We start from the raw sequence: 21060 nt of genomic DNA, 5'->3' as shown, positions 1-21060 counted from the left end.
AAATCGAGCTTCCTAGAAATCGAGCTCGACCTTGTCGATCATCTGACGGAAGCGGGGCAGATAGGTCTGCCGGTCCGCGACCCGCGTCAAACCGACCATCCGGACGTAGCGGCCGCTGTCGAAGCGGATCGTCTGCATCACGACGATGGGCTCGCCCGTGGCCCCATCCTTCGCCCGGGCCACGATCTCATGCCAATCCTGTCCCTGCAGCCGGAACGACTCGGAGCGTTCGATCGTCACATCCTTGAGCATCTGGTTCGAATTCAGAGCAGCCTGTGCGAACTGGTCCCGCCGGTCTCCGTTGAGAGCGATCGGCGCCTGGGAGGCCGCCAGGATCAGGATCGGCTGCTCGACCGCCTTGATCGTATCCTTCGGACCTTCCGTGAACAGCACGGAATTGCCGGAGGTGACGCGGACGGGCCGGAAGCCCGCCTGATCCCGGACCCGGAAGGGCAGCGCCGACATCTGCTCTTCCAGGGTGACCGGGCCGCGCAAGGCGACGCTCTTGAGAGCGGTTCGCATCTCCTGTTCGCTATAGCCGTCATCGCCGCCTTCCACCTGGGCGACCAGGAGAGCGGTCAGATCGGAGCCCTTCAGGGCCAGGACCCATTTGCGCCCCTTGATGGGGCCGGTCATGGCGCCCGAGATGAGCAGGCCCGACTTGCCCTGGATCTTCAGCTGTTCCCGGGCGGTCACGTCCAGTCCCTGGCGCCGCAGGGAATCCTTCGTCATTCCGGAAACGATCTGCTCGTAGGCCTGAGCGGGCAGCTCTGTGATCGTGATGGCAGCCGCCTTTTGCGGGTTTTCAAAGCCCGTGAACCGTTTCGACGGAACCATATCCTCCAGCGGCACGAGCCCGACACGGGAGGCGGGCGGGTAGATCGGCTCGGCGGCGAGGGCTGCTTGGAGCGACAGGAGGAGGCCGAGGGCCGCAGCGGCAAGCTTCATGACCAGAGAGACTCCGCAGGCTATGACAGGTTCTCCTCTATCAATATCGCCTGGGTGACATGGAGCAAGGCCCAATGGCTGCGGATCATGGTCTCAGGTCGATGCTCCGGACGAATGTTCGGAAACGGGGGAGCTCCGCATCCTTTTGCGCGGCAGGCGCCGTCGCCACCATGCGGACGACGCCGTTGGGAAGGAATACCAGGGAAGTCATCCTGACGACGTCCAGGTCGGAGCCGGCCGCCTTTGCTCTGATCACCACGTCGTAGCGCAGGTTGTCGCCGGACTGGGCCGATCCCAAGGACTCAATGGTGGCATCCCGCAGGTCCGGAACGTCGAGGGCGAGCTGGCGCAGGGCTTGATCGCGCCGGGTCTGAGGCAGGTTGCGCAATTCCTGAAGCTGCGGCGCGAGCGATAGGACGATGGTGGCCGCCCGGCGATCGTGAGGCGGCGCGTCGGCCGCTGCGAAAGTCACGGTGTCGTTCAGGACCTGAACGGCCTGAAAGCCCATGGTGTCGCCGACCCGAAAGGGAAGCCGGGAGAGTTGTTGTCCCATATCCGGCTGGGGCCTGACAGCACCCGTCTGTGCCACCGCAAACGAAGACGGGGGCAGGATCGTCAAGACGGTGATGAACGCAGCCGAAAGCGCGGATCTCATGATACGGTTTCATGTAATGTCGTATCATACGATAGAGCCGGGCGAGACCTTTCGCAAGGTGAGATTCAGGCGTCCCCCTTGCGGGAGCAGGTCCGACGTTTCCGGCAGAAGCCGGTCGATGCCGTGATGGATCAGGCGGGCAGGCCCGCCGAACACGATCGCGTCTCCCGAGCGCAGCTTCACCGACCGCGTCGGATCCCGCCGGTCGAGGCCGCCATAGCGGAACAGGGCCGTGGCCCCCAGGGACAAGGACACCACGGGAGCATCGAATTCCTCCTCGTCCTTGTCCTGATGCAGGCCCATCCGCGCCTTGGGCTCGTAGAAGTTGATCAGGCAGGCATCCGGGGGGTGAGGATAGCCGCTGAGCTCCTCCCATGCGCGCAAAGCGATCTCCGGCAGGGGCGGCCACGGGGCGCCGGTTTCGGGGTGGGTCGGCTGGTAGCGATAGCCATCGATGTCCGAAACCCATCCGAGCCTGCCGCAATTGGTCATGCGCACGGAAAACGGTTTGCCGGTTCGCGGCATCCGGGGCACGAAGAGCGGCGCCGCGCGGGTCACGTCCCGCACGGCCTGCAGCAGGGATTCCTGGCCATGGCGGTCCAGGTAATCGGGATAGTAGACCAAGCCGGGACTGAGGGTGATGGCGCTCATGGTCACTCGATCGCGAAGAAGCCGTGGCCGCTCTCAAGAGGAAGGTTCAAGGGATACGGGGCCCTCGAACCCGTCCGGCAGGTAGGAGGCGCAACTGAGGTCCTGCTAGGCCTCAAGCACCTTCTTGGTGGCGACGGTGGTGTCGGCATTGAGGTTGTAGACCAGCGGGACGCCGGTCGCGAGCTCCATCGACGGGATGGTCTCGGGCGTCAGGCCGTCCAGCACCATCACGAGGGCGCGCAGGGAATTGCCGTGGGCCGCGACGAGCACGCGCTCTCCCCGCATGACGCGGGGCAGGATCTCGCGCATGTAGTAGGGCAGAACACGGGCAACCGTATCCTTCAGGCTCTCGCCGCCGGGAGGAGGAACGTCGTAGGAGCGGCGCCACAGATGCACCTGCTCCTCGCCCCATTTAGCGCGGGCGTCGTCCTTGTTGAGCCCCGACAGGTCGCCATAGTCCCGTTCGTTGAGCGCCTGATCCTTGAGGGTCTGGAGGTCCGGCTGGCCGATTTCCTCCAGGATCAGCGCGCAGGTGCGCTGCGCGCGGGACAGGTCGGACGTGAAGGCGATATCGAACCGGATGCCGAGTTCTTTAAGGCGGCGTCCCGCCGCGCGGGCTTCCTCCACGCCGAGATCCGTCAGGCCGGGATCCTTCCATCCGGTGAAAAGGTTCTTGAGGTTCCAGTCGCTCTGGCCGTGGCGAGCAAGGACGAGAAGGCGGTTCATGGATCGGCGTCTCCGGTCGATGAGGGGAACGATTACGAGGAAGAAGTAAGGCCGAGCACATCGGCCATCGTGTAGTAGCCGGGCTTCTTGTCGAAGCCCCACAGGGCGGCCTTGACGGCTCCCCGGGCGAAGATCCCACGATCCTCGGCCCGGTGCGCCAGCTCCAGACGCTCGCCGGCACCCGCGAAGATCACGCTGTGCTCGCCGACGACGGTGCCGCCCCGCAAGGTCGCAAAACCGATATCCCCGGCGCGGCGCGCGCCGGTATGCCCATCGCGGACACGCACCGAGTGATCCTTGAGGGACACTTTCCGCCCTTGAGCCGCGGCCTCGCCGAGGAGAAGGGCCGTACCGGACGGGGCATCCACCTTCATGCGGTGATGCATTTCCAGGATTTCGATGTCGACATCCTCTCCCAGGGTCGCCGCTGCCTGCCGCACGAGCCCGGCCAGGAGATTCACGCCGAGGGACATGTTGCCGGATTGAATGATCCGCGCATGGCGGGCCGCCGCCTCGAGCTTCGCGAAGTCCGGGTCCTGCAGGCCTGTCGTGCCGATCACGTGGACGATCCGGGCCTGCGCGGCGAGGGTCGCGAACTCCACGGTCGCGGCAGGGCCGGTGAAGTCGAGAACGCCGTCGGCCTGGGCGAAGACGGGCAGGGGATCGTCCGTCACGTCCACGTCCAAAAGCCCCGTCCCGGCGACGAGACCGGCATCATGGCCGATGATCTCCGAGCCGGGCCTCGCGATGGCGCCCACGAGGCGGCAGCCCTCGGCCTCGGCCACGGCCTTGATGAGCATTCGCCCCATGCGCCCGGCCGCGCCCACCACGACAAGTCGCATCTCGCTCATGCCCGTGTCTCCTTCGGTCGTCCTGGGTATACCGGCCCGGTCGCGGGCTGCAAGACCGAGACGCTCCGGGTCATCAGAACGCGGCGCTCGGGATCGAAGCCGCCGGCCGCCTCATCGGCGCAGAGAAGCCGCAGCGTCTCCGGAGCCTGGTCGAGGGGGCATTCCGCAAATCCCAGGCGCTCGTAGAAGGGCGCGTTGAAAGGGATGAACCGATCGGTCGTCAGGGCGATGCCCGTAAACCCGGCATCCGCCGCATGCGCGATGGCCCGTTGCATCAGCAGGCGGCCGAGGCCGCGGCGCTGATGGGCGGAATGGACGCTCATCTCCTTCACGAACAGCACCCCGTCGATTGCCGCTGCGGCAAGGAAGCCGACCGGAGCATCGCTCCCGTCCACGCAAACCCAGAGAAGGCCCGCATCGTGGCACGCCTGCAGGATCTCGGGGGGCATCACGTCGGGGAGCCCCGCCCGCTCTCCGAGAGCCGCGAAATAAACCTCCGCCGCGGAGCGCTCCACGTCACCCAGCAGCGCCAGATCATCCTGTCGGCTCGAACGGACGGAAGAGGCCGGATCGGTCATGCAGGCTGGGGCCCGTCATATCCCTCGATCACGATGATCTCGGCGACCGCGTGCCCATCGCGCTCGGCTTTCGCCGCCATGTATTCGGGCGAGTCCCAGCAGGCCAGGGCCGCTTCGTAGGACGGAAATTCGATCACCACGTTCCGGGCGCGCGATCCGCCTTCCACGGCCTTGAACGCGCCGCCGCGCACCAGGAAACGGGCGCCGAACTTCGCAAAGGCCGCCGCATTGGCGCGGACATAGTTCTGATACGCGTCGGGGTTCGTCACGTCGACGCGGCCGATCCAGTATCCCTTGGCCATCACTCCGCTCCTTCCACCAGAACGAATTCGGCGATGCAGGCGCCATCGCGCTTGGCCTTGGCGGCCTGATATTCGGGCGAATGATAATAGCGGCGGGCCTGCTCGACCGAATCGAACTCGATCACCACGTTGCGCGGGCGCGCCTCGCCTTCCAGGGCCTCATGGGCGCCGCCGCGCACGAGCGGGCGTCCGCCATATTGCTTGATCGCCGCCGTCGCGCCTTTCGCATATTCGGCATAGGCCTCGGGGTTCGTGACGGTGACGCGGGCGATGACATAGCCTTTGGGCATGGAGTTCTCTTCCTTGAAGGTGCGGGCAGGGGACGCTGTCGGCGCGGCGCCGTCAAGCCTGACGCGCTTGGCTCATCTCGTCGAGAATGGCCTGCGCGGCCGCGCGCGGATCGGCAGCCTTAATGATGGGACGGGCGACCACGAGATGGGTGGCGCCGGCGCGGATCGCGTCGGCCGGGGTGACGACCCGCTTCTGGTCGCCGGCTTCCGCGCCGGCGGGCCGGATGCCGGGGGTGACGATGAACCGGTCGGGGCCGAGAATGGCCCGGACCCGCTGGGCCTCGGGGGCGGCGCAGACAATTCCGTCGATGCCGATGTCCCGGGCCTGCTTCGCCCGGCGCACCACGAGCTCCGCGGCTGGAACCGGCGCATAACCGGCTTCCTCCAGATCGGAATCGTCGTAGGACGTCAGCACGGTCACGGCGAGAATGTTCAGGGACGACTCCGCCTTGCCCTGCATGGCGGCGCGCATGGTCTGCGGGTAGGCATGCACCGTGAGGAACGTCGCCCCGAGGCGAGCCACCGAGCGGACGCCCTGTTCGACGGTGTTGGCGATGTCGTGAAGCTTGAGATCGAGAAAAACCTTCTTGCCCTGGCCGATCAGCTCCCGGGCGAATTCGAGGCCGCCGGCATAGGCAAGTTGGTAGCCGATCTTGTAGAAGGCGCCCGCATCCCCGACGCGCTCGACGATGGCGCGGGCCTCCTCAACGGTGGAAACATCAAGGCCAATGATCAATCTCTCGCGCATGTCCTCGACCGGAGTGGAAACGGTGCGAAGGGACATGGCGGCGCTCATGGATGCGTGACCTTATTGTAGACCCAGACTCGGGCCGGGGGGAAATTGCGCCAGATCCGGCGGGAGGCGCGGGTGCGATAGGCGTCGGACCGGGCCGGGATCGGCGGCACGACCGCATAGGTGAACTGAATGAAGGGCGCATCGGCATGCATCATGCCCTGCGCCGTTTCGAGGAGGTCCAGGCGCTGGTCCATGGGCTTGGTGAACAGCGGCAGGCTCGACACCGTCGCGGCGGCCGGCTCCTTGAGAATATCCGCGAGAGTCTCGCCGAGATCGTAGGCATCGCCCTGGATGATCGTTGCCTTCGGGAAGCGGCGCTTCAGAAGCTGGCAGAATTCCGGATTGAACTCGATCAGGATCAGCCGGTCCTGCGCGACCCCGCGCCGGACAAGGGCGTCCGTGACCGGACCGGTGCCAGGGCCGAGTTCAAGAATGGGGCCGGGTATCCGCGGATCCACATAAGCCGCCATGGTCCGGGCAAGCGCCTTGCCGGACGGGGTGACGGCGCCCACCACCAGCGGGCGCTCGAGCCAAGATCGCAGAAAGCGGGCTTCGTCTTCAAAGCGGTCTTTGCCGAGGGGCAGTTTTCGAGGCCGAGGCCTTTGGAACGACTGGAGCACGAGGCAGACCCTTTGAGCCGCGGATCAATCAGGTTCTTTAGAACTCAATGAAAACGACCGTCAAGCTAAGTGGATCCACTGAGGCCATCGAAGAACTCGCGTACCCGCGAGAAAAATCCAGTGCTTTCCGGGTGGTTTTCCTTGGAGCATTCCTGCTCGAACTCCATCAGGAGTTCGCGCTGGCGCTTGCTCAGCTTTTGCGGCGTTTCCACAACAACCTGAATGTAAAGGTCGCCGACGTCCCGCGAGCGGAGCACCGGCATGCCCTTGCCGCGCAGCCGGAACTGCTTGCCGGACTGGGTGCCTTCGGGAACTTTCACCTGCGCGTCGGTGCCGCTCAAGGTCGGCACGCTGAACTCGCCTCCAAGGGCCGCCGTCACCAGGGAAATCGGCACGCGGCAGAAGAGATCCGCCCCGTCGCGCTGATAGAAGGGGTGAGGCTTGAGCGAGAGGAAAATATAAAGATCGCCGGCCGGACCGCCCCGCAACCCGGCTTCTCCTTCGCCCGCAAGACGAATGCGCGTTCCGTCCTCGACGCCCGCCGGGATGTTCACGGAGAGGGTTCGCTCCCGCGTGACGCGTCCCGCGCCGCCGCAATTGGGGCAGGGGTCGTCGATGACTTCGCCGCGCCCGTGGCAATTGGGGCAGGTCCGCTCGATGGAGAAGAAGCCCTGCGTGGCCCGAACGCGCCCGGCGCCGCCGCAGGTGGGGCAGGGCTTGGGCTGCGATCCCGCCTTGGCGCCGGTGCCGGTGCAGACCTCGCAGGTCACGGAGGTGGGAATCTTCAGCTCGGCGGTCTTGCCGTGAAAGGCTTCGTCGAGGGAGATTTCGAGATTGTAGCGCATGTCGGCGCCGCGCTCGCGGCCGCCGTTGCCCCGACCCCGGCCGCGCCCGCCCGCATCGCCGAAGAAGTTCTCGAAGATGTCCGACATGAAGTCGGAAAAGTCTCCGCCGAACCCGGGTCCGCCTCCGCCGCCGTTGGCGAAGGCCGCGTGACCGTAACGGTCATAGGCCGCCCGCTTCTGGGAATCGGACAGGGTCTGATAGGCTTCGTTGATCTCTTTGAACTTGATCTCGGCTTCATGATCGCCCGGATTCCGGTCCGGGTGATATTGCATCGCGAGCCTCCGGAAGGCGGATTTCAGCTCCACCTCGGTCACGGTCCGCGAAACGCCGAGAACCTCGTAATAATCGCGCTTCGACATGTCAGGCGCCCCTCGGAGCGGTCAATCGCTCCATCATGCCGACGATCCGTTTCGTTCGCGTTTCCGGTTTTTCCGTCGCGTCGATCCACCGGACGGACTCGCGCCGATGGGACGGCGTCAGGCGCTCGAAAGCGCGAGCGGCATCGCTGTGCTGGACCAGGGCGTCACGGATATCGGTCGGCAGGTCGGTCATTTTTGATTCAAGCCCTTCTGGCCCGTTCATGAAAACGGCACCCGGCGATGAAGCACCGGGTGCCGAATTCGTCAAACCGCGGCCATGGATCAGGCGCGCTTCTTCTTGTCGTCTTCGTCGACTTCCTGGAAGTCGGCGTCGATGACATCGTCCTTCTTCTCTTCCTCGGCGGAGGCGTTCTCGCCGCCTTCGCCCGCCTGCGAGGCCTGATACATGGCCTCGCCGAGCTTCATGGAAGCCTGCATCAGGTCCGTGGTGCGGGCCTTGATGGTCTCCACGTCCTCGGCCTGGAGGGCCTGACGGAGCGCATCGATCGCGGTCTCGATGCCCTGCCTGTCGGATTCGGAGACCTTGTCGCCGTAATCCTTCAGGGACTTCTCCGTGGTGTGGATCAGGCTCTCGCCCTGGTTCCGCGTCTCGACGAGCTCGCGACGCTTCTTGTCCTCGGCCGCATGGGCTTCGGCGTCCTTCACCATCTTCTCGATGTCGGCTTCCGAGAGACCGCCCGAGGCCTGGATGCGGATCTGCTGCTCCTTGCTGGTGGCCTTGTCCTTCGCGGTGACGTTGACGATGCCGTTGGCGTCGATGTCGAAGGTCACCTCGATCTGGGGCATGCCGCGGGGCGCCGGGGGGATGCCCATCAGGTCGAACTGGCCCAGCAGCTTGTTGTCCGCCGCCATTTCACGCTCGCCCTGGAAAACCCGGATCGTCACGGCGTTCTGGTTGTCCTCCGCCGTGGAGAAGACCTGGCTCTTCTTGGTCGGGATCGTCGTGTTGCGGTCGATCAGGCGGGTGAACACACCACCTAGCGTCTCGATGCCGAGCGACAGCGGCGTGACGTCGAGGAGCAGAACGTCCTTCACGTCGCCCTGCAGAACGCCGGCCTGAACGGCGGCGCCGATGGCAACCACTTCGTCCGGGTTGACGCCCTTATGGGGTTCCTTGCCGAAGAACGACTTCACCACTTCCTGGATCTTCGGCATGCGCGTCATGCCGCCGACCAGAACCACTTCGTCGATCTCCCCGGCCGAAAGGCCGGCGTCCTTGAGGGCCTTGCGGCACGGCTCGATGGTCTTCTGCACCAGGTCGTCGACGAGCGACTCGAACTTGGCGCGCGAGAGCTTCATGGCCAGGTGCTTCGGACCGGACGCATCCGCCGTGATGTACGGCAGGTTGATTTCGGTCTGGGCCGCGGAGGACAGCTCGATCTTGGCCTTCTCGGCCGCTTCCTTGAGGCGCTGGAGCGCGAGCTTGTCCTTGGTCAGGTCGATGCCCTGCTCCTTCTTGAATTCGGCCGCAAGATACTCGACCAAACGCATGTCGAAGTCTTCGCCGCCCAGGAAGGTGTCGCCGTTGGTGGACTTCACCTCGAAGACGCCGTCGCCGATCTCGAGGATCGACACGTCGAAGGTGCCGCCGCCGAGGTCATAGACCGCGATCGTGCCGTGCTGCTTCTTGTCGAGGCCGTAGGCCAGTGCGGCGGCCGTGGGCTCGTTGATGATGCGCAGCACCTCGAGGCCCGCGATCTTGCCGGCGTCCTTGGTGGCCTGACGCTGGGCGTCGTTGAAGTAGGCCGGAACCGTGATCACGGCCTGCGTGACCGGCTGGCCGAGATGCGCCTCCGCTGTCTCCTTCATCTTCTGCAGGGTGAAGGCGGAGATCTGGGAGGGAGAATACTGCTTGCCGTCGGCTTCGACCCAGGCGTCGCCGTTCGGACCCTTGATAATGTGATAGGGAACGAGGCCCATGTCCTTCTTGGTCATGGGATCGTCGAAGGTGCGCCCGATCAGGCGCTTGATGGCGAAGAAAGTGCGCTCGGGATTCGTGACCGCCTGGCGCTTGGCCGGCTGGCCGACGAGGCGCTCGCCTTCGTCCGTGAAGGCCACGATGGACGGAGTCGTCCGCGCGCCTTCCGCATTTTCGATAACTTTGGCCTGCGAGCCTTCCATCACGGCGACGCAGGAATTGGTGGTGCCGAGGTCGATACCGATGACCTTACCCATGGCGGGATCCCTCACTTTCAAGCAGACCGCCGGGCCCTAAAAGCAGCCCGGCCCATGGCTTAATGGGTTGAACATATGGACAGGACGCTTCCGTAGCCGGCTGGCTCCCTGTGCTGGCGCTGATATAAGAAGGGGTTTCGAGGGCTGCAAGACGATCTTGGAGCCTTGTTGGCCTCATTCCATAAGAGAACGGCCCTGTTGCAGGTCTGCAATAGGGATAAGGCGCTGAGACTCCTGATGTTTGTCTCTCCGTGCGAGAGCCGTCGCTTCCGGGTTGACGATCCGGGGCTTCATCGACACGCTGCCCGGGCATGCCTATAAGCCCTGGGAACCATATCCTTCGCGGGGCCGCAGATGCGTGACAAGCTTTTTCTTCTTTCCCCCGGCTTCGAGGATCCGGCCTATCCGGGGCAGCGCTTCTATTCCTGGCATTGCGCGCTTCTGGAGGGCGTGATCGCCTCCTTTCCGGCGCTCGCGGACCGGATCGATATCGAGCGCGTTGCGTGGCCGAGACCCCGCCAGGCCGTCATCAGCCTCGTCGGGGAGCAGAACCAGTCGCTGCCCCTGCTCGTGCTGGCCGATGACGCGCCGTCCGAGCTGGCGACCGGCCGGCACGGTTCCGTTCGTTTCGTCGCCGACAAGGACGCGATCCTGGACGTCCTCAGCAGGCGGCACGGCATTCCTGTCCCGCACCCCTGAGGAGGAACCTCATATCCATGCACCGGACGCCGGTGTGTTGGATCTTCCTCTTGCGAGGTCCGACCCGGGGTCGCGATCCGTCGACGAGCGTGCTCAGGCGGCGTCCGCGCCCGAGCTGCATCCCGCTTCCCAGCCGAGGATCGCCTGCTTGCGGGTGAGACCCCAGTGATAGCCGGTGAGTGCGCCGGAGCGCCCGAGCACCCGATGGCAGGGCACCACGAAGGAGACCGGATTCCTGCCCACGGCCGCGCCGACCGCCCGGCAGGCGGAGGGCTTGCCGATATGGCGGGCGATGTCGGAATAGGTGGTGGCTTTGTCCCGGGGGATGCGCAGCAGGGTCTGCCAGACCCGCACCTCGAAATCGGTGCCGATCAGGACGACCCGGAGCGGCTGTTCCGGCTGCCATTGCGAGGGGCTGAAGATCCGGCGGGCCAGGGGCGCGGTGACCGCCTGATCCTCGATGTATTCCGCCTTGGGCCAGCGTCGCGTCAGATCGGCCAGCGCCGCCGCCCGATCGCCCTCGTCCACGAAGCCGAGGCCCGCAAGGCCCCGATCGGTGGCGATCAGAACCGCCTCGCCGAAGGGCGAGGGATGGAACCCATACCGCATGGTCAGGCCTTCGCCGCCGGCTTTGTAATCCCCGGGCGTCATGGCCTCGTGCGTCACGAAAAGATCGTGCAGGCGGGCAGGGCCCGAGAGGCCGAGCTCGTAGGTCGTGTCGAGGACACTGGCCGACGAGGCGAGCAGGGCCTTGGCGTTGTCCAGGGTGATGGCCTGGAGAAACGCCTTCGGGGACAGGCCGGCCCAGCGGCGGAAGAGGTGGTGCACATGGGTGGTCGAAAGACCCACATGCTCGGCGATCGCCTCAAGGGAAGGCTGCTCGCGCCAGCGCTCTGAGATGAAGGCGATGATGGAGCGCACGCGCTCGTAATCCGAACGGGGCTCCTCCGGAATCCGCAGGGCTGCCGGCTCAATGGTGATGTCGCGCAACGTGTTCAGCATGGGCGTGATCCTTTGTGCCGGATCATAGCCGTCTCCCGGGTTTCCGACACCCGTTTCCTGTGGCCGAGGACAGGCCTGTCATTTTTACGTCGGATCTCTCTCTGGCGACAAAGTTCTCATTTTGTTCTTGACTGATGGACTAAGCTGAGCTATATCGTTTCATAGATCAGGTCCTGACGAGGGGCGCACTCGCGAGGCGTCGCAAGAGCGGGACCGGACACGGTCCCGTCCGTGCGGTCACGCAGCCGCACCAGATGGGAGGCCCAGGATGCTTGGGCGGGTTGTCGGGATCGGTCGCAGGCCCCCGTCGCACGAGACGGATCCCGCCTGCGGCGATGCCTGAGCCTTGCCTCTCCTGTCCGCCTAAAAGAACCGTGCGCGAAGAGGCCTCCCGGCTCTTCCCTTCTCATCATCCGCGAGCCGGGCTGCCCGACGCGCCACCCTCGATCGCTTCCCCTCCGGGCTGCCCAGCCCGGAGGACATGGCCCCATGCCGTGACGCGCTCCGCCGTCATTCCGGGGCGAGCCTCAGCGAGAGCCCGGAACCCAGAACCACGACCGTTCAGGAGAAAGAGCCATGGCAGCCGGTGCGTTCTCTTTCCTCACCTTCAGCGCGTATGGGTTCCGGGCTCGCCTGCGGCGCCCCGGAATGACGGGGGTGCTCTATCGTCCCGATCCGCTGCGCGTCCCCGATGACGGCCGGGCGGCAAAAGGTGATGTGATGTTCAATAGCCCCGCTTCACGTCCGAAAGAGCGCGTCCGAACGCTTCGGCGAAGCTTTCCCGCTCGGTCGGCGATAGGTCGTGAGCGATGACGACCTGTTGCCCGCGCGAAACGAGGGTCAGCTCCTGGAGTCCGAATTCGTCGTCGTCCCGGCGGTCGAGCCGGGTCCAGAGGGGATTGAACAACCACTCCCGCGCTTCGCCGCGATGACTGACCTTCTTGAGCAGCAAACGGATGGGCGTCAGGACGAGAATCTCGAAAGATTGCCCCTGCCGGTAGTTGATTCGGAAGGCCAGGTAGAGGCCGAGAAAATCGAGACCGAAAAACCCCGCGACGGGCCAGAAACCCATGATGACGAAAGGCAGGCTCGCGATGATCGAGCAAAGACACAGGAGGATCATGACGATCCTGAAACCCTCCGGTCCGAGCGATCGGTGCGGACGGATCACGGCCTCGAATACGGGCCGCTCCAGCCGATCCAAATCCTCGAATGCCGCTTTGCCGGTGTCCATCGTCTGATTATAACGCTCTCATGTCCGATCTGAAGCGGTCACCCCGCCGCATTTCCAAACCCAAAGCCGCCCTGGTACCCCCGTTGACCGGAAAGGCGAAAGCCGCTCCGAAGGCAACCGGCAAGGCCATCCGGATCCGTATGCCGAAGCCGGTCGACCGCGCGACGTTGACCGAAATCTTCCGGCGTTTCCGCGATCTCAATCCGGAGCCGAAAGGCGAGCTCGACCACACCAATCCCTACACGCTCCTGGTGGCGGTCGCGCTATCGGCGCAATCCACCGACGTGGGTGTCAACAAGGCGACAAGGGATCTCTTTCCCATTGCCGACACGCCCAAGAAGATGCTGGCGCTCGGGGAAGAGGGGCTGCGCCAATACATCAAGACGCTGAACTTCTTCAACACGAAGGCGAAGAACGTGATCGCCTTCTCGAAGCGTCTGGTGGAGGAGTTCGGCGGCAAGGTTCCCAACTCCGTCGAGATCCTGGAGACATTTCCGGGCGTCGGCCGGAAGACCGCCAGCGTCGTGGTCAACATCGCGTTCGGCGATCCGCGCATTGCGGTCGATACGCATATTTTCCGGGTGACGAACCGCATCCCGTTCGCGCTGACCAAAACCCCGCTTGAAACCCAGGAAGCCCTGGAGGCTTTGATGCCGGACGAATTCCGGCTTCATGCCCACCACTGGCTGATCCTGCACGGGCGCTACATCTGCAAGGCGCGAAAACCCGAGTGCTGGCGCTGCCCGATCAGCGACCTTTGCCGCTGTCCCGACAAGACGCCTGCGCCCTAGGGCCCGGGCCGCTCAACGCTTGAGGCACTGCAGAGGGCCCGGCGTGCAGGCGATTCCCGGCGTCGAGCAGGCCGCGCCGTTGGGCCTGCGGCTGCAGATCACGCAGCCGTCCGTCCATTCCTGGCACGAGGCGCCCGGTTCCGTCGCGCGAGGGCTCGACAAGCCGATGAGCATCCCCAGCATCACGGCGGCGAGAGCGGCCGTAATGGCGATGGTGACCGCGAGGGCTTCGCCGGGTGTGCTCATGGCACCCTCAGCCGAACACGATCAGGCCCGCGAGGCCCGCCGCACCGACAATGATCCGCCACCAGGCGAAAGGCGCGAAGCCGTGGCGCGAGATGTAATCCAGGAAAGTCTTCACCACGACCAGCGCCGACAGGAAAGCCGCGATGAACCCGACCACGATCAAGGTGGCGTCGTTGGCCGAGAGAACCTTGTAATTCTTGAGAAGGTCGTAGGCAAAGGCGCCGGCCATCGTCGGCATCGCGAGATAAAAGGAGAATTCCGCCGCCGCGCGCTTGTCGGCGCCGAGCAGCATCGCGCCGACAATGGTCGCGCCGGAGCGGGATACGCCGGGGATCATCGCGAGGCACTGCAGGAATCCGATCTTCAGATACATGGGGAGCGGGAACTTCGTGGCGTCCTTATGGACCGCGGCGAGGGGCATGGCATCCACGAGAAGCAGCACGAACCCGCCGGCGATCAGCATCATGCAGACGATCCAGGGGTTGAACAGCACCTCCTTGATGAACCCATGCAGAACCGCGCCGATGAGAGCCGCCGGAAGAAAGGCGATCAGCACGCCGATGACGAAGCGCCGCGCGTTGGGATCGTAAGGCAGGGCGCGGGCGATGCCCCAGAGCCGGTTGAAGTAGACCGACAGGATCGCCAGGATCGCGCCGAGCTGGATCAGCACTTCGAAGGTTTTGCCGGTCGATTCAAAGCCGAGGAAATGGCCGACGAGCAGGAGATGGCCCGTGGACGAGACCGGCAGGAATTCGGTCAGCCCTTCGATGAGGCCCAGGAAAAACGCCTCGATGATTTGCGACATCGTCAGATACCTTGAAAGCGGCGCCACATGGAGGCGGGGGAGCGCACCTGTCAAGCGGAGCCTGCATGAGGATCGTGCCCCGTTTGCGCCGGGCACATGAGATTCACCACAATTCCTTACCAAGCCTTAACGAAAACCGGCCTTATTCTCGCCGCCTGTTTCGCGTCTGACAGGTTCATGGCCACCCTCCATTATCATCCCTTCTGCCCGCACTCGCGGTTTGTGCGCTTGGTCCTGGCTGAATTGGGCCTCGAACCGGAGATGGTCGAGGAGAAGCCGTGGGAGCGGCGCGTCCCGCTTCTGGAGGTCAATCCGGCCGGGAATCTGCCGTTGTTGATCGATGACAACGGGCTGGCGGTTCCGGGCTCCTCGGTCATCGCGGAGTATCTGGATGAAACCTACGGAGACGGCTTAGGCGATCGCCGCTTCCTGCCCCGGGATGTGAGCCAGCGGGTGGAGGTGCGCCGTCTCGTCGATTGGTTTCTGGTCAAGTTCCACGGGGAAGTGTCGGATTACCTTGCCACAGAAAAGATCTACAAACGGTTCATGCCGGTGGAACTGGGAGGCGGTCCGCCGGACATGGGCGCGATTCGCGCAGCGCGGACCAATGTGCGATACCACTTGAAATATATCGGCTATCTGATCGCGACCCGGAACTGGCTCGCCGGCCAGCATCTGACCTACGCGGATCTGGCGGCGGCCGCTCACCTGTCGATTGTGGATTATCTCGGCGACGTGCCATGGGACGAGGACGAAACAGCGAAGCATTGGTACGCCAGGATCAAGTCCCGGCCGTCCTTTCGCGCGCTCCTGGCGGACCGGGTGCCGGGGATGCCCCCATGGGAGCATTACGACAACCTCGACTTCTAGAGGGTGACGCCCTCAAGCGCGCCTTCATCGCCCGTACCCAGGCTCTCGGGTTCGATGTGGTTCGCATCGCCCGCCCCGACGGGATTCCCCTTGCGCCGGAGCGCCTGAAGGCTTGGCTGGCCGAAGGACACCACGGATCCATGGACTGGATGGTCGAGACGGCGGAGCGCCGGGCCGACCCCCGGACCCTGTGGCCCGACGTGAAGAGCATCATCCTGCTCGGCCTCAATTATGGACCCGCCGAGAACCCGCTCGCCGCGTTGGACATGAAGGATCACGGGGCAATCTCGGTCTATGCCCGCAATCGGGATTATCACGACGTCATCAAGGGCAAGCTCAAGGACGCCGCCGGCATCCTGGCCTCGAAGGGGGGCGCGGACGTCAAGGTGTTCGTCGACACCGCGCCGGTCATGGAAAAGCCGCTCGCGCAGGCCGCCGGCCTGGGATGGCAGGGCAAGCACACCGTCATCGTATCGCGGGAATTCGGCAATTGGCTGTTTCTCGGCGCGATCTTCACGACGGCCGAGCTGCCGGCCGACGCTCCCGAGCGCGATCATTGCGGCTCCTGCCGCCGTTGCCTCGACATCTGCCCGACAAAGGCCTTCCCGGCGCCCTACCGGCTCGATGCGAGACGCTGCATTTCCTATCTGACCATCGAACACAAAGGCCACATCCCGGAGGATCTGCGCAGCGGGATCGGAAACCGGATCTTCGGATGCGATGATTGCCTGGCGGTCTGCCCGTGGAACAAATTCGCCCAAACGGCCAGGGAAACCCGGCTCATGCAGCGGGATGATCTGGCCGCTCTGCCGCTCGCCGACCTCGCGCGGCTCGACGATGCGGAATTCCGCATCCGGTTCGCCGGTACGCCCATCAAGCGGACCGGTCGCGACCGCTTCATCCGCAATGTCCTGATCGCCATCGGCAATTCGGGCGAACGTCGTCTTGCTGCGGAAGCGCTCCGCCTGCTCGACGACAGCTCTACCCTTGTTCGCGCCATGGCCGTCTGGGCGCTCTCGCGATTGCTTTCACCCGAGGAGTTGGCTCACCACGCGGCGAGCCGCCGGGAACAAGAAGAGGATGAGAACGTGCGCCAGGAATGGGATCGGGCCCTTCACCGCGAAGAGGCGGTGGCATGAGATTGTTCGTCTTCGGGCTCGGCTATTCGGCGCATGCGTTCATGCGGGCCGGGATCCCCTGGTCCGGGATCAGCGGCACCGTGCGGCAGGCGGACAAAGCCAGGCGTCTCACGGCCGAGGGCATCGCGGCGCTGTCCCTGGAGGATTGCGATCCCGGCCTCGTCGCCGAGGAGATCGGACGGGCCGACGCACTCCTCGTCTCGGCGCCGCCTTCCGTTGACGGGGATCCCCTGCTGGCAAGGTTCCGGGAGGCCATTGCCGCGTCGCGCTCGACGTGGATCGGCTATCTTTCGACCACCGGTGTTTATGGGGACCGCGGCGGAGCCTGGACGGATGAAACCGTTCCGGCGCGCCCGCAGAGCGTCTCCTCGCAGCGGCGCTGGGCCGCCGAGCAGGATTGGCTCGGCTTGGGAGCCGCCACCGGAAAGCCGATTCATATCTTCCGTCTGTCGGGCATCTACGGGCCGGGACGCAATGCACTGGTCAACCTGTCCCGTGGCACGGCCCAACGGATCGTGAAGCCCGGACAGGTGTTCAACCGTATCCATGTGGACGATATCGCCGCGGTCCTGGTCGCGTCCCTCGGGCGACCTCGGGCGGGCGCCATCTACAATGTGGGAGACGATGAACCGGCGCCGCCGCAGGATGTCGTCGCTTACGCGGCGCAGCTGGCGCACGTGCCGCCGCCGCCTGAAATTCCCTTCGAGAATGCCGATCTCAGCCCGATGGGGCGCAGCTTCTATGAGGAAAACAAGCGGATCGCGAACCGCCTCCTGAAGGAGGAGCTCGGCGTGCGCCTGCGCTATCCGACCTATCGCGAGGGCCTCGCGGCCCTGCATGCAGCCGGTGCGTTTGACTAACTCGCGTGACGGTTCGCCGTCGGGCCGAAATGGTCGATGTAGCGCGGGTTGATCGCCGAAACTGGCAGAATGACCAGAACATCGGTCGTGCCGAACTGCCGGTCGATCACCGCACCCCGACCGAAGCTGGCGCCGAGGCGCAAGTAACCCTTGATCATCGGAGGCAGGGCGTGGAGCGCCGCCTTCGGATCCACGGCTTCCTTGGCAAGAATGTCCATCGCCGTGAAGCGTTCGGGCACGGCGCTCGCCTGCCATTCCGTGGGCGCGGAGGCGTAATGATGTAGGAAGCTGAGTGGGAGGGCGAGATTGCGCGGATCCGTGCCCTCGAGGCTGGCGCAACCGATCATCACGTCGATGCGGTGGTGCAGCACATAGGTCCAGATGCCGTGCCAGAGCAGTTCCACGGTACGCTTGTTCCGGTAGGGCTGCAGCACACAGGAGCGACCGAGCTCGAGAAAGCGCAGGTTGGGATGCGCTTTGATCATCGGGGCGATGTCGTACTCGGCGGCCGTGTAGAAGCCGGAATGGCGATCCGCCACTTCCTGGCGAAGGAGACGGTACGTCCCGACGACCTGGGGCTTGGGCTTGCGGAACGGCTTGGCCTTCGCGTCATGATCCAGAACGAGGAGATGGTCGCAGATCGCGTCGAAATCATCGACGTCCCGCCGGGACAAGAGAGCGGCACCGGTCGGGGCGGCAGACATTTCCTCATAGAAAACCTTGAAGCGCAGCTTCTGAGCGCGGCGGATCTCCTTTGCGGTCGTGGCGAGGCGAACCTCCAGGGATCCGATACGGCCGAGGGCTGGATCGAGGGTCCCGTGATCCCGAACAACTTTGCCGAGGCCTGGAATAAATCGGCTCATTCCCTTGAAGCTTGCTTCTTCGGGTGGCAGGGGCAGCGGCGGGGCAAAAGAAGACACTGCCGTTTCGTCCAGGCGGGAAGACGTCATCAGGACCTCGTTCGATGAAACCGGATCGGACGGGCCGTGGGTAGGACCAATGCCCTTGCGCTGTGACATAAAACTCATTTCGAACGATTTTGTGACAGAGAAGATCAAAGCTCGCGAGGGACTTATCAAGGGTCCTGTAATATTTCTGTCACCTATCCCCAAGTGCTGATGGAAGATTTCGCACAAGCCAGCTCATGCCGATACGGTGTTGTGCTTCCGGTCGCTGTTTGCCCGGTAGGATAGGGCCTCGGCAAGGTGGATTCGGCGGACTCGATCGTCATCGTCGAGATCGGCCAAGGTGCGCGCCACCTTCAGGACCCTGTGAAAGCCTCTGGCCGAAAGGCGCATCGCGTTGGCGGCATCGCGGATCAAGGCTGCGCCGTCCGCGTCCGGCTTCGCGATCTCTTCAAGAACTGGCGGTGGGCATGCGGCATTGGTGGTGATTCCGTCAAGCTTGAGAGCCGCGTAGCGTCTGGTCTGGCGGTCGCGGGCGAGGGCGACCCGGCTTGCGGCCTCCGCCGAGCCTTCCGGCGGCGGCGGCAGGATCAGGTCGGCCGCCGTGACCGCCGGAACATCGATCACAAGATCGATCCGGTCGAGGAGAGGGCCCGAAATCCGCGCCTGATACTGGGCGATGCATCGCTCGTTCGGCTGTCGACGGCAGACGAATCCGGGCTCCGTCCCCTGGCCGCAGCGGCAGGGGTTCATGGCGGCGACAAGCTGGAAGCGGGCCGGATAGGTCACGCGATGATTCGCCCGCGCAATCAGGATCTCGCCCGCCTCGAGCGGCTGCCGCAGGGAATCGAGGACCTGGGGCTGGAATTCCGGCAGCTCGTCCAGGAACAGCACCCCGTGATGCGCCAGCGACGCCTCGCCCGGGCGAGCGTTCAATCCTCCGCCGACAAGCGCCGCCATGGAGGCGGAATGGTGGGGCGCCCGAAAAGGGCGCCGGTTCGTCAACGCGCCATCCGCCAGGAGCCCTGCGACCGACTGGATCATCGAAAGCTCCAACAGCTCCCGCGGCGCAAGGGGCGGCAGAATCGAGGGCAGGCGCTGGGCGAGCATCGATTTCCCGGCTCCCGGCGGACCGCACATCAGGAGGTTGTGGGCGCCCGCCGCGGCGATTTCGAGAGTCCGCTTTGCGCTCTCCTGTCCTTTGATGTCCCGAAGATCCGGCATGGAGCCCGAAGCGGGCATGATGGCCGGTTTCGGGCGCACCATGACTTGGCTGCCCTTGAAATGATTGGCCAGCTGAATCAGCGATAGGGGAGCCAGAATCTCGATGTCGCTACCTGCCCACGCCGCCTCGGCGCCGCAGGCGGCGGGGCAGATAAGGCCCTGCTGGCGCTCGAAGGCCGCGATCGCGGCGGGCAGGACTCCTGCAACCGATGTAATCGATCCGTCGAGGGCCAGCTCACCCAGAACCGTGAATCCGCTCAGGGCGTCGGCCGGAATGGCCCCGATGGCCGCCATGACGCCCAGAGCGATCGGGAGGTCGTAGTGGCTCCCCTCCTTGGGAAGATCCGCCGGCGCGAGATTGACGGTGATTCGCTTGGCCGGAAGAGCCAGGCCCGAAGCAATCAATGCCGAGCGAACCCTCTCCCGGGATTCGGCGACGGCCTTGTCCGGAAGCCCGACGATCATGAAGGCGACATTGCCGGGGGCGATCTGGACCTGCACATCGACCGCACGCGCTTCGATCCCTTCGAAGGCGACAGTGGAAACGCGCATGACCATAGGCTGAAACTCCGTGACGGTCGGAACTTAGCCGATACAGCCTCTTTGCGATAGTATTACGTATCGAGTGCATGAATTCCTGCTGCGGCTAAAGAGTCCGGAACTCAGCCCCTGTTCCGGCGTTGAGTCGCATCAAGGGCAGGTGGCGCCAAGCCGCCTTGCTCATAAGAAGACGGTGGAGAGCAGCGCATCATGAGGGGGGCAAACCGCTTGTGCGGCGGTCAGTCAGGGAGTTCTCGTGCAATGTCGCGTTGCGTTTCGGCAAAGAGAGCTCTGCTGACGGTTGGTTTCCCTTATGATACAGGATCCGCAGAACAGGCAGGCGTGAGCCCGCTCCCATCCTGTTTCTCTTCAGCAGAATTTCTGGTTTCCCCCGTTAGGAGCCGTGCGCGCCTTGCGGATGCGCGGATGCCCGCGCCGGCAAAGGAGACACGGTTTTGAATACCGGTAAGTCGTTGCGTATCCTGATCATCGAAGACGAAATCCTGATCGCTCTGGAGCTCGAGACGCTTCTGCAGGAAGCGGGTCACGATGTGGTCGGCGTTGCGCCCTCTTCGTCCGAAGCCTTGAAGCTCGCACGAAACCTCAAGCCCGATCTTGCCTTTGTGGATATCCATCTGGCCGATGGTCCTACCGGCGTCGACGTGGCGCGCCAGCTGACGTCCCAGCTCGGAACGACCGTTCTGTTCATGACTGCGAACACCAAGCGCATTCCGGAGGACTTCGCCGGAGCCCGGGGTGTCATCTCCAAACCTTACACCGAACGCGGTGTTCGTGAGGCGCTGGCGTATATCCTGGCGGATCGGGAAGACGGTGCCGAGCCAAGCCGCACGGTGACCTTCATTCCTTTCGGAGCGATGAGCCCGGGGGACCGGTCTACCCTTTCCTAGAGGCTCCTAGAAGGCTCGG

Annotated in this window: 25 protein-coding genes; 6 read left to right on the top strand and 19 right to left on the bottom strand. The window is 64.6% G+C overall.

Annotation, left to right across the window (positions count from 1 at the left end; all coding sequences use genetic code 11):
* Window positions 1–12: 12 nt before the first annotated feature.
* From LJD17_RS15100 to dnaK, 13 genes are all read right to left on the bottom strand, one after another.
* Window positions 13–948 (bottom strand): discoidin domain-containing protein, encoded by a 936-nt coding sequence (locus LJD17_RS15100; RefSeq protein WP_227385008.1) that lies wholly within the window; start codon window positions 946–948, stop codon window positions 13–15.
* Between the two features lie 85 nt (window positions 949–1033).
* Window positions 1034–1603: a hypothetical protein gene (locus tag LJD17_RS15095; protein ID WP_227385007.1), complete on the bottom strand. Its 570-nt coding sequence runs from the start codon at window positions 1601–1603 to the stop codon at window positions 1034–1036.
* A 24-nt stretch (window positions 1604–1627) separates the two neighbouring features.
* Window positions 1628–2254 (bottom strand): alpha-ketoglutarate-dependent dioxygenase AlkB family protein, encoded by a 627-nt coding sequence (locus tag LJD17_RS15090; protein WP_227385006.1) that lies wholly within the window; start codon window positions 2252–2254, stop codon window positions 1628–1630.
* 105 nt (window positions 2255–2359) lie between these two features.
* Window positions 2360–2980, bottom strand: coding sequence for a 2,3-bisphosphoglycerate-dependent phosphoglycerate mutase (locus LJD17_RS15085; RefSeq protein WP_227385005.1), 621 nt, complete (start codon window positions 2978–2980; stop codon window positions 2360–2362).
* A gap of 32 nt (window positions 2981–3012) precedes the next feature.
* Complete coding sequence (gene dapB, locus LJD17_RS15080) at window positions 3013–3822, bottom strand: 4-hydroxy-tetrahydrodipicolinate reductase (RefSeq protein ID WP_227385213.1); 810 nt, start codon at window positions 3820–3822, stop codon at window positions 3013–3015.
* A gap of 5 nt (window positions 3823–3827) precedes the next feature.
* Complete coding sequence (locus LJD17_RS15075) at window positions 3828–4409, bottom strand: GNAT family N-acetyltransferase (RefSeq protein WP_227385004.1); 582 nt, start codon at window positions 4407–4409, stop codon at window positions 3828–3830.
* Entirely contained in the window at window positions 4406–4711 is a 306-nt protein-coding gene (locus LJD17_RS15070; protein WP_227385003.1) for a DUF1330 domain-containing protein, read from the bottom strand. Before LJD17_RS15070 ends, LJD17_RS15075 begins: the two co-directional genes overlap by 4 nt.
* Complete coding sequence (locus tag LJD17_RS15065) at window positions 4711–5001, bottom strand: DUF1330 domain-containing protein (protein WP_227385002.1); 291 nt, start codon at window positions 4999–5001, stop codon at window positions 4711–4713. The genes LJD17_RS15070 and LJD17_RS15065 overlap by 1 nt, the downstream gene beginning before the upstream one ends.
* 52 nt (window positions 5002–5053) lie before the next feature.
* Window positions 5054–5785: an orotidine-5'-phosphate decarboxylase gene (gene pyrF / locus LJD17_RS15060; RefSeq protein WP_227385001.1), complete on the bottom strand. Its 732-nt coding sequence runs from the start codon at window positions 5783–5785 to the stop codon at window positions 5054–5056.
* Between the two features lie 8 nt (window positions 5786–5793).
* Window positions 5794–6417, bottom strand: a complete 624-nt coding sequence (locus LJD17_RS15055) for a class I SAM-dependent methyltransferase (protein WP_227385000.1) — start codon at window positions 6415–6417, stop codon at window positions 5794–5796.
* A 65-nt stretch (window positions 6418–6482) separates the two neighbouring features.
* The gene (gene dnaJ, locus LJD17_RS15050) at window positions 6483–7622 is read right to left on the bottom strand and encodes a molecular chaperone DnaJ (RefSeq protein WP_227384999.1); all 1140 of its coding nucleotides are present in this window, start codon (window positions 7620–7622) and stop codon (window positions 6483–6485) included.
* Window position 7623: 1 nt separating this feature from the next.
* The gene (locus tag LJD17_RS15045; protein ID WP_227384998.1) at window positions 7624–7815 is read right to left on the bottom strand and encodes a YdeI/OmpD-associated family protein; all 192 of its coding nucleotides are present in this window, start codon (window positions 7813–7815) and stop codon (window positions 7624–7626) included.
* Between the two features lie 89 nt (window positions 7816–7904).
* Window positions 7905–9818 carry a molecular chaperone DnaK gene (gene dnaK, locus LJD17_RS15040; protein WP_227384997.1) on the bottom strand — a complete coding sequence of 638 codons (1914 nt, stop codon included), beginning with the start codon at window positions 9816–9818 and terminating at the stop codon, window positions 7905–7907.
* A gap of 354 nt (window positions 9819–10172) precedes the next feature.
* Here dnaK and LJD17_RS15035 point away from each other — a divergent pair, with 354 nt between their 5' ends.
* A complete protein-coding gene (locus tag LJD17_RS15035; protein ID WP_227384996.1) occupies window positions 10173–10517 on the top strand; it encodes a DUF3088 domain-containing protein in 345 nt (114 codons plus the stop codon).
* A gap of 93 nt (window positions 10518–10610) precedes the next feature.
* Here the strand turns inward: LJD17_RS15035 and LJD17_RS15030 are convergent, their stop codons facing one another.
* Together LJD17_RS15030 and LJD17_RS15025 are read right to left on the bottom strand one after the other, a co-directional pair.
* A complete protein-coding gene (locus tag LJD17_RS15030; RefSeq protein ID WP_227384995.1) occupies window positions 10611–11519 on the bottom strand; it encodes a methylated-DNA--[protein]-cysteine S-methyltransferase in 909 nt (302 codons plus the stop codon).
* A 724-nt stretch (window positions 11520–12243) separates the two neighbouring features.
* On the bottom strand, window positions 12244–12753 hold the full coding sequence (locus LJD17_RS15025; RefSeq protein WP_227384994.1) for a DUF2244 domain-containing protein: 510 nt from the start codon (window positions 12751–12753) through the stop codon (window positions 12244–12246).
* Between the two features lie 20 nt (window positions 12754–12773).
* On the opposite strand from LJD17_RS15025, the gene nth reads away from it, so the two are divergent.
* A complete protein-coding gene (gene nth, locus LJD17_RS15020) occupies window positions 12774–13544 on the top strand; it encodes an endonuclease III (protein ID WP_227384993.1) in 771 nt (256 codons plus the stop codon).
* Window positions 13545–13556: 12 nt separating this feature from the next.
* Here nth and LJD17_RS15015 read toward each other — a convergent pair whose 3' ends face one another.
* Both LJD17_RS15015 and LJD17_RS15010 read right to left on the bottom strand, forming a co-directional pair.
* Window positions 13557–13790, bottom strand: coding sequence for a hypothetical protein (locus LJD17_RS15015; RefSeq protein WP_227384992.1), 234 nt, complete (start codon window positions 13788–13790; stop codon window positions 13557–13559).
* Window positions 13791–13797: 7 nt separating this feature from the next.
* Window positions 13798–14601 (bottom strand): undecaprenyl-diphosphate phosphatase, encoded by an 804-nt coding sequence (locus LJD17_RS15010; RefSeq protein WP_406600824.1) that lies wholly within the window; start codon window positions 14599–14601, stop codon window positions 13798–13800.
* 171 nt (window positions 14602–14772) lie between these two features.
* Between LJD17_RS15010 and LJD17_RS15005 the strand changes: the two genes are divergently transcribed.
* From LJD17_RS15005 to LJD17_RS14995, 3 genes are read left to right on the top strand one after another with little or no spacing between them, the layout of a single operon-like run.
* Window positions 14773–15465, top strand: a complete 693-nt coding sequence (locus LJD17_RS15005) for a glutathione S-transferase family protein (protein WP_227384990.1) — start codon at window positions 14773–14775, stop codon at window positions 15463–15465.
* Complete coding sequence (gene queG, locus LJD17_RS15000; RefSeq protein WP_227384989.1) at window positions 15435–16604, top strand: tRNA epoxyqueuosine(34) reductase QueG; 1170 nt, start codon at window positions 15435–15437, stop codon at window positions 16602–16604. Before LJD17_RS15005 ends, queG begins: the two co-directional genes overlap by 31 nt.
* A complete protein-coding gene (locus LJD17_RS14995) occupies window positions 16601–17464 on the top strand; it encodes an SDR family oxidoreductase (RefSeq protein WP_227384988.1) in 864 nt (287 codons plus the stop codon). The genes queG and LJD17_RS14995 overlap by 4 nt, the downstream gene beginning before the upstream one ends.
* On the opposite strand, the gene LJD17_RS14990 is transcribed toward LJD17_RS14995, so the two are convergent.
* Window positions 17461–18327 (bottom strand): GNAT family N-acetyltransferase, encoded by an 867-nt coding sequence (locus LJD17_RS14990; RefSeq protein WP_227385212.1) that lies wholly within the window; start codon window positions 18325–18327, stop codon window positions 17461–17463. The genes LJD17_RS14995 and LJD17_RS14990 overlap by 4 nt on opposite strands.
* Before the next feature lie 279 nt (window positions 18328–18606).
* The gene (locus LJD17_RS14985; protein ID WP_227384987.1) at window positions 18607–20151 is read right to left on the bottom strand and encodes a YifB family Mg chelatase-like AAA ATPase; all 1545 of its coding nucleotides are present in this window, start codon (window positions 20149–20151) and stop codon (window positions 18607–18609) included.
* A gap of 437 nt (window positions 20152–20588) precedes the next feature.
* Here LJD17_RS14985 and LJD17_RS14980 point away from each other — a divergent pair, with 437 nt between their 5' ends.
* Window positions 20589–21041, top strand: coding sequence for a response regulator (locus LJD17_RS14980; RefSeq protein WP_227384986.1), 453 nt, complete (start codon window positions 20589–20591; stop codon window positions 21039–21041).
* Window positions 21042–21060 lie beyond the last annotated feature (19 nt).

Source organism: Microvirga rosea (genome assembly GCF_020595095.1).
Taxonomy (GTDB): Bacteria; Pseudomonadota; Alphaproteobacteria; order Rhizobiales; family Beijerinckiaceae; genus Microvirga; species Microvirga rosea.
Note: the sequence above shows the minus strand (reverse complement) of the source record. Positions and strands in the feature narration are given on the sequence as shown.

Bases quoted from the DNA above. Each gene is read 5' to 3' on its own strand.
- nth (WP_227384993.1), top strand. From the start codon at position 12,774: ATGTCCGATCTGAAGCGGTCACCCCGCCGCATTTCCAAACCCAAAGCC.
- pyrF (WP_227385001.1), bottom strand. From the start codon at position 5,785: ATGTCCCTTCGCACCGTTTCCACTCCGGTCGAGGACATGCGCGAGAGA.
- LJD17_RS15090 (WP_227385006.1), bottom strand. From the start codon at position 2,254: ATGAGCGCCATCACCCTCAGTCCCGGCTTGGTCTACTATCCCGATTAC.
- queG (WP_227384989.1), top strand. From the start codon at position 15,435: ATGGGAGCATTACGACAACCTCGACTTCTAGAGGGTGACGCCCTCAAG.
- LJD17_RS15075 (WP_227385004.1), bottom strand. From the start codon at position 4,409: ATGACCGATCCGGCCTCTTCCGTCCGTTCGAGCCGACAGGATGATCTG.
- LJD17_RS15100 (WP_227385008.1), bottom strand. From the start codon at position 948: ATGAAGCTTGCCGCTGCGGCCCTCGGCCTCCTCCTGTCGCTCCAAGCA.
- dnaJ (WP_227384999.1), bottom strand. From the start codon at position 7,622: ATGTCGAAGCGCGATTATTACGAGGTTCTCGGCGTTTCGCGGACCGTG.
- LJD17_RS15030 (WP_227384995.1), bottom strand. From the start codon at position 11,519: ATGCTGAACACGTTGCGCGACATCACCATTGAGCCGGCAGCCCTGCGG.
- LJD17_RS15035 (WP_227384996.1), top strand. From the start codon at position 10,173: ATGCGTGACAAGCTTTTTCTTCTTTCCCCCGGCTTCGAGGATCCGGCC.
- LJD17_RS15045 (WP_227384998.1), bottom strand. From the start codon at position 7,815: ATGACCGACCTGCCGACCGATATCCGTGACGCCCTGGTCCAGCACAGC.
- LJD17_RS15015 (WP_227384992.1), bottom strand. From the start codon at position 13,790: ATGAGCACACCCGGCGAAGCCCTCGCGGTCACCATCGCCATTACGGCC.
- LJD17_RS14990 (WP_227385212.1), bottom strand. From the start codon at position 18,327: ATGAGCCGATTTATTCCAGGCCTCGGCAAAGTTGTTCGGGATCACGGG.
- LJD17_RS15065 (WP_227385002.1), bottom strand. From the start codon at position 5,001: ATGCCCAAAGGCTATGTCATCGCCCGCGTCACCGTCACGAACCCCGAG.
- LJD17_RS15005 (WP_227384990.1), top strand. From the start codon at position 14,773: ATGGCCACCCTCCATTATCATCCCTTCTGCCCGCACTCGCGGTTTGTG.
- LJD17_RS15025 (WP_227384994.1), bottom strand. From the start codon at position 12,753: ATGGACACCGGCAAAGCGGCATTCGAGGATTTGGATCGGCTGGAGCGG.
- dnaK (WP_227384997.1), bottom strand. From the start codon at position 9,818: ATGGGTAAGGTCATCGGTATCGACCTCGGCACCACCAATTCCTGCGTC.
- LJD17_RS14985 (WP_227384987.1), bottom strand. From the start codon at position 20,151: ATGGTCATGCGCGTTTCCACTGTCGCCTTCGAAGGGATCGAAGCGCGT.
- dapB (WP_227385213.1), bottom strand. From the start codon at position 3,822: ATGCGACTTGTCGTGGTGGGCGCGGCCGGGCGCATGGGGCGAATGCTC.
- LJD17_RS14995 (WP_227384988.1), top strand. From the start codon at position 16,601: ATGAGATTGTTCGTCTTCGGGCTCGGCTATTCGGCGCATGCGTTCATG.
- LJD17_RS15070 (WP_227385003.1), bottom strand. From the start codon at position 4,711: ATGGCCAAGGGATACTGGATCGGCCGCGTCGACGTGACGAACCCCGAC.
- LJD17_RS15085 (WP_227385005.1), bottom strand. From the start codon at position 2,980: ATGAACCGCCTTCTCGTCCTTGCTCGCCACGGCCAGAGCGACTGGAAC.
- LJD17_RS15095 (WP_227385007.1), bottom strand. From the start codon at position 1,603: ATGAGATCCGCGCTTTCGGCTGCGTTCATCACCGTCTTGACGATCCTG.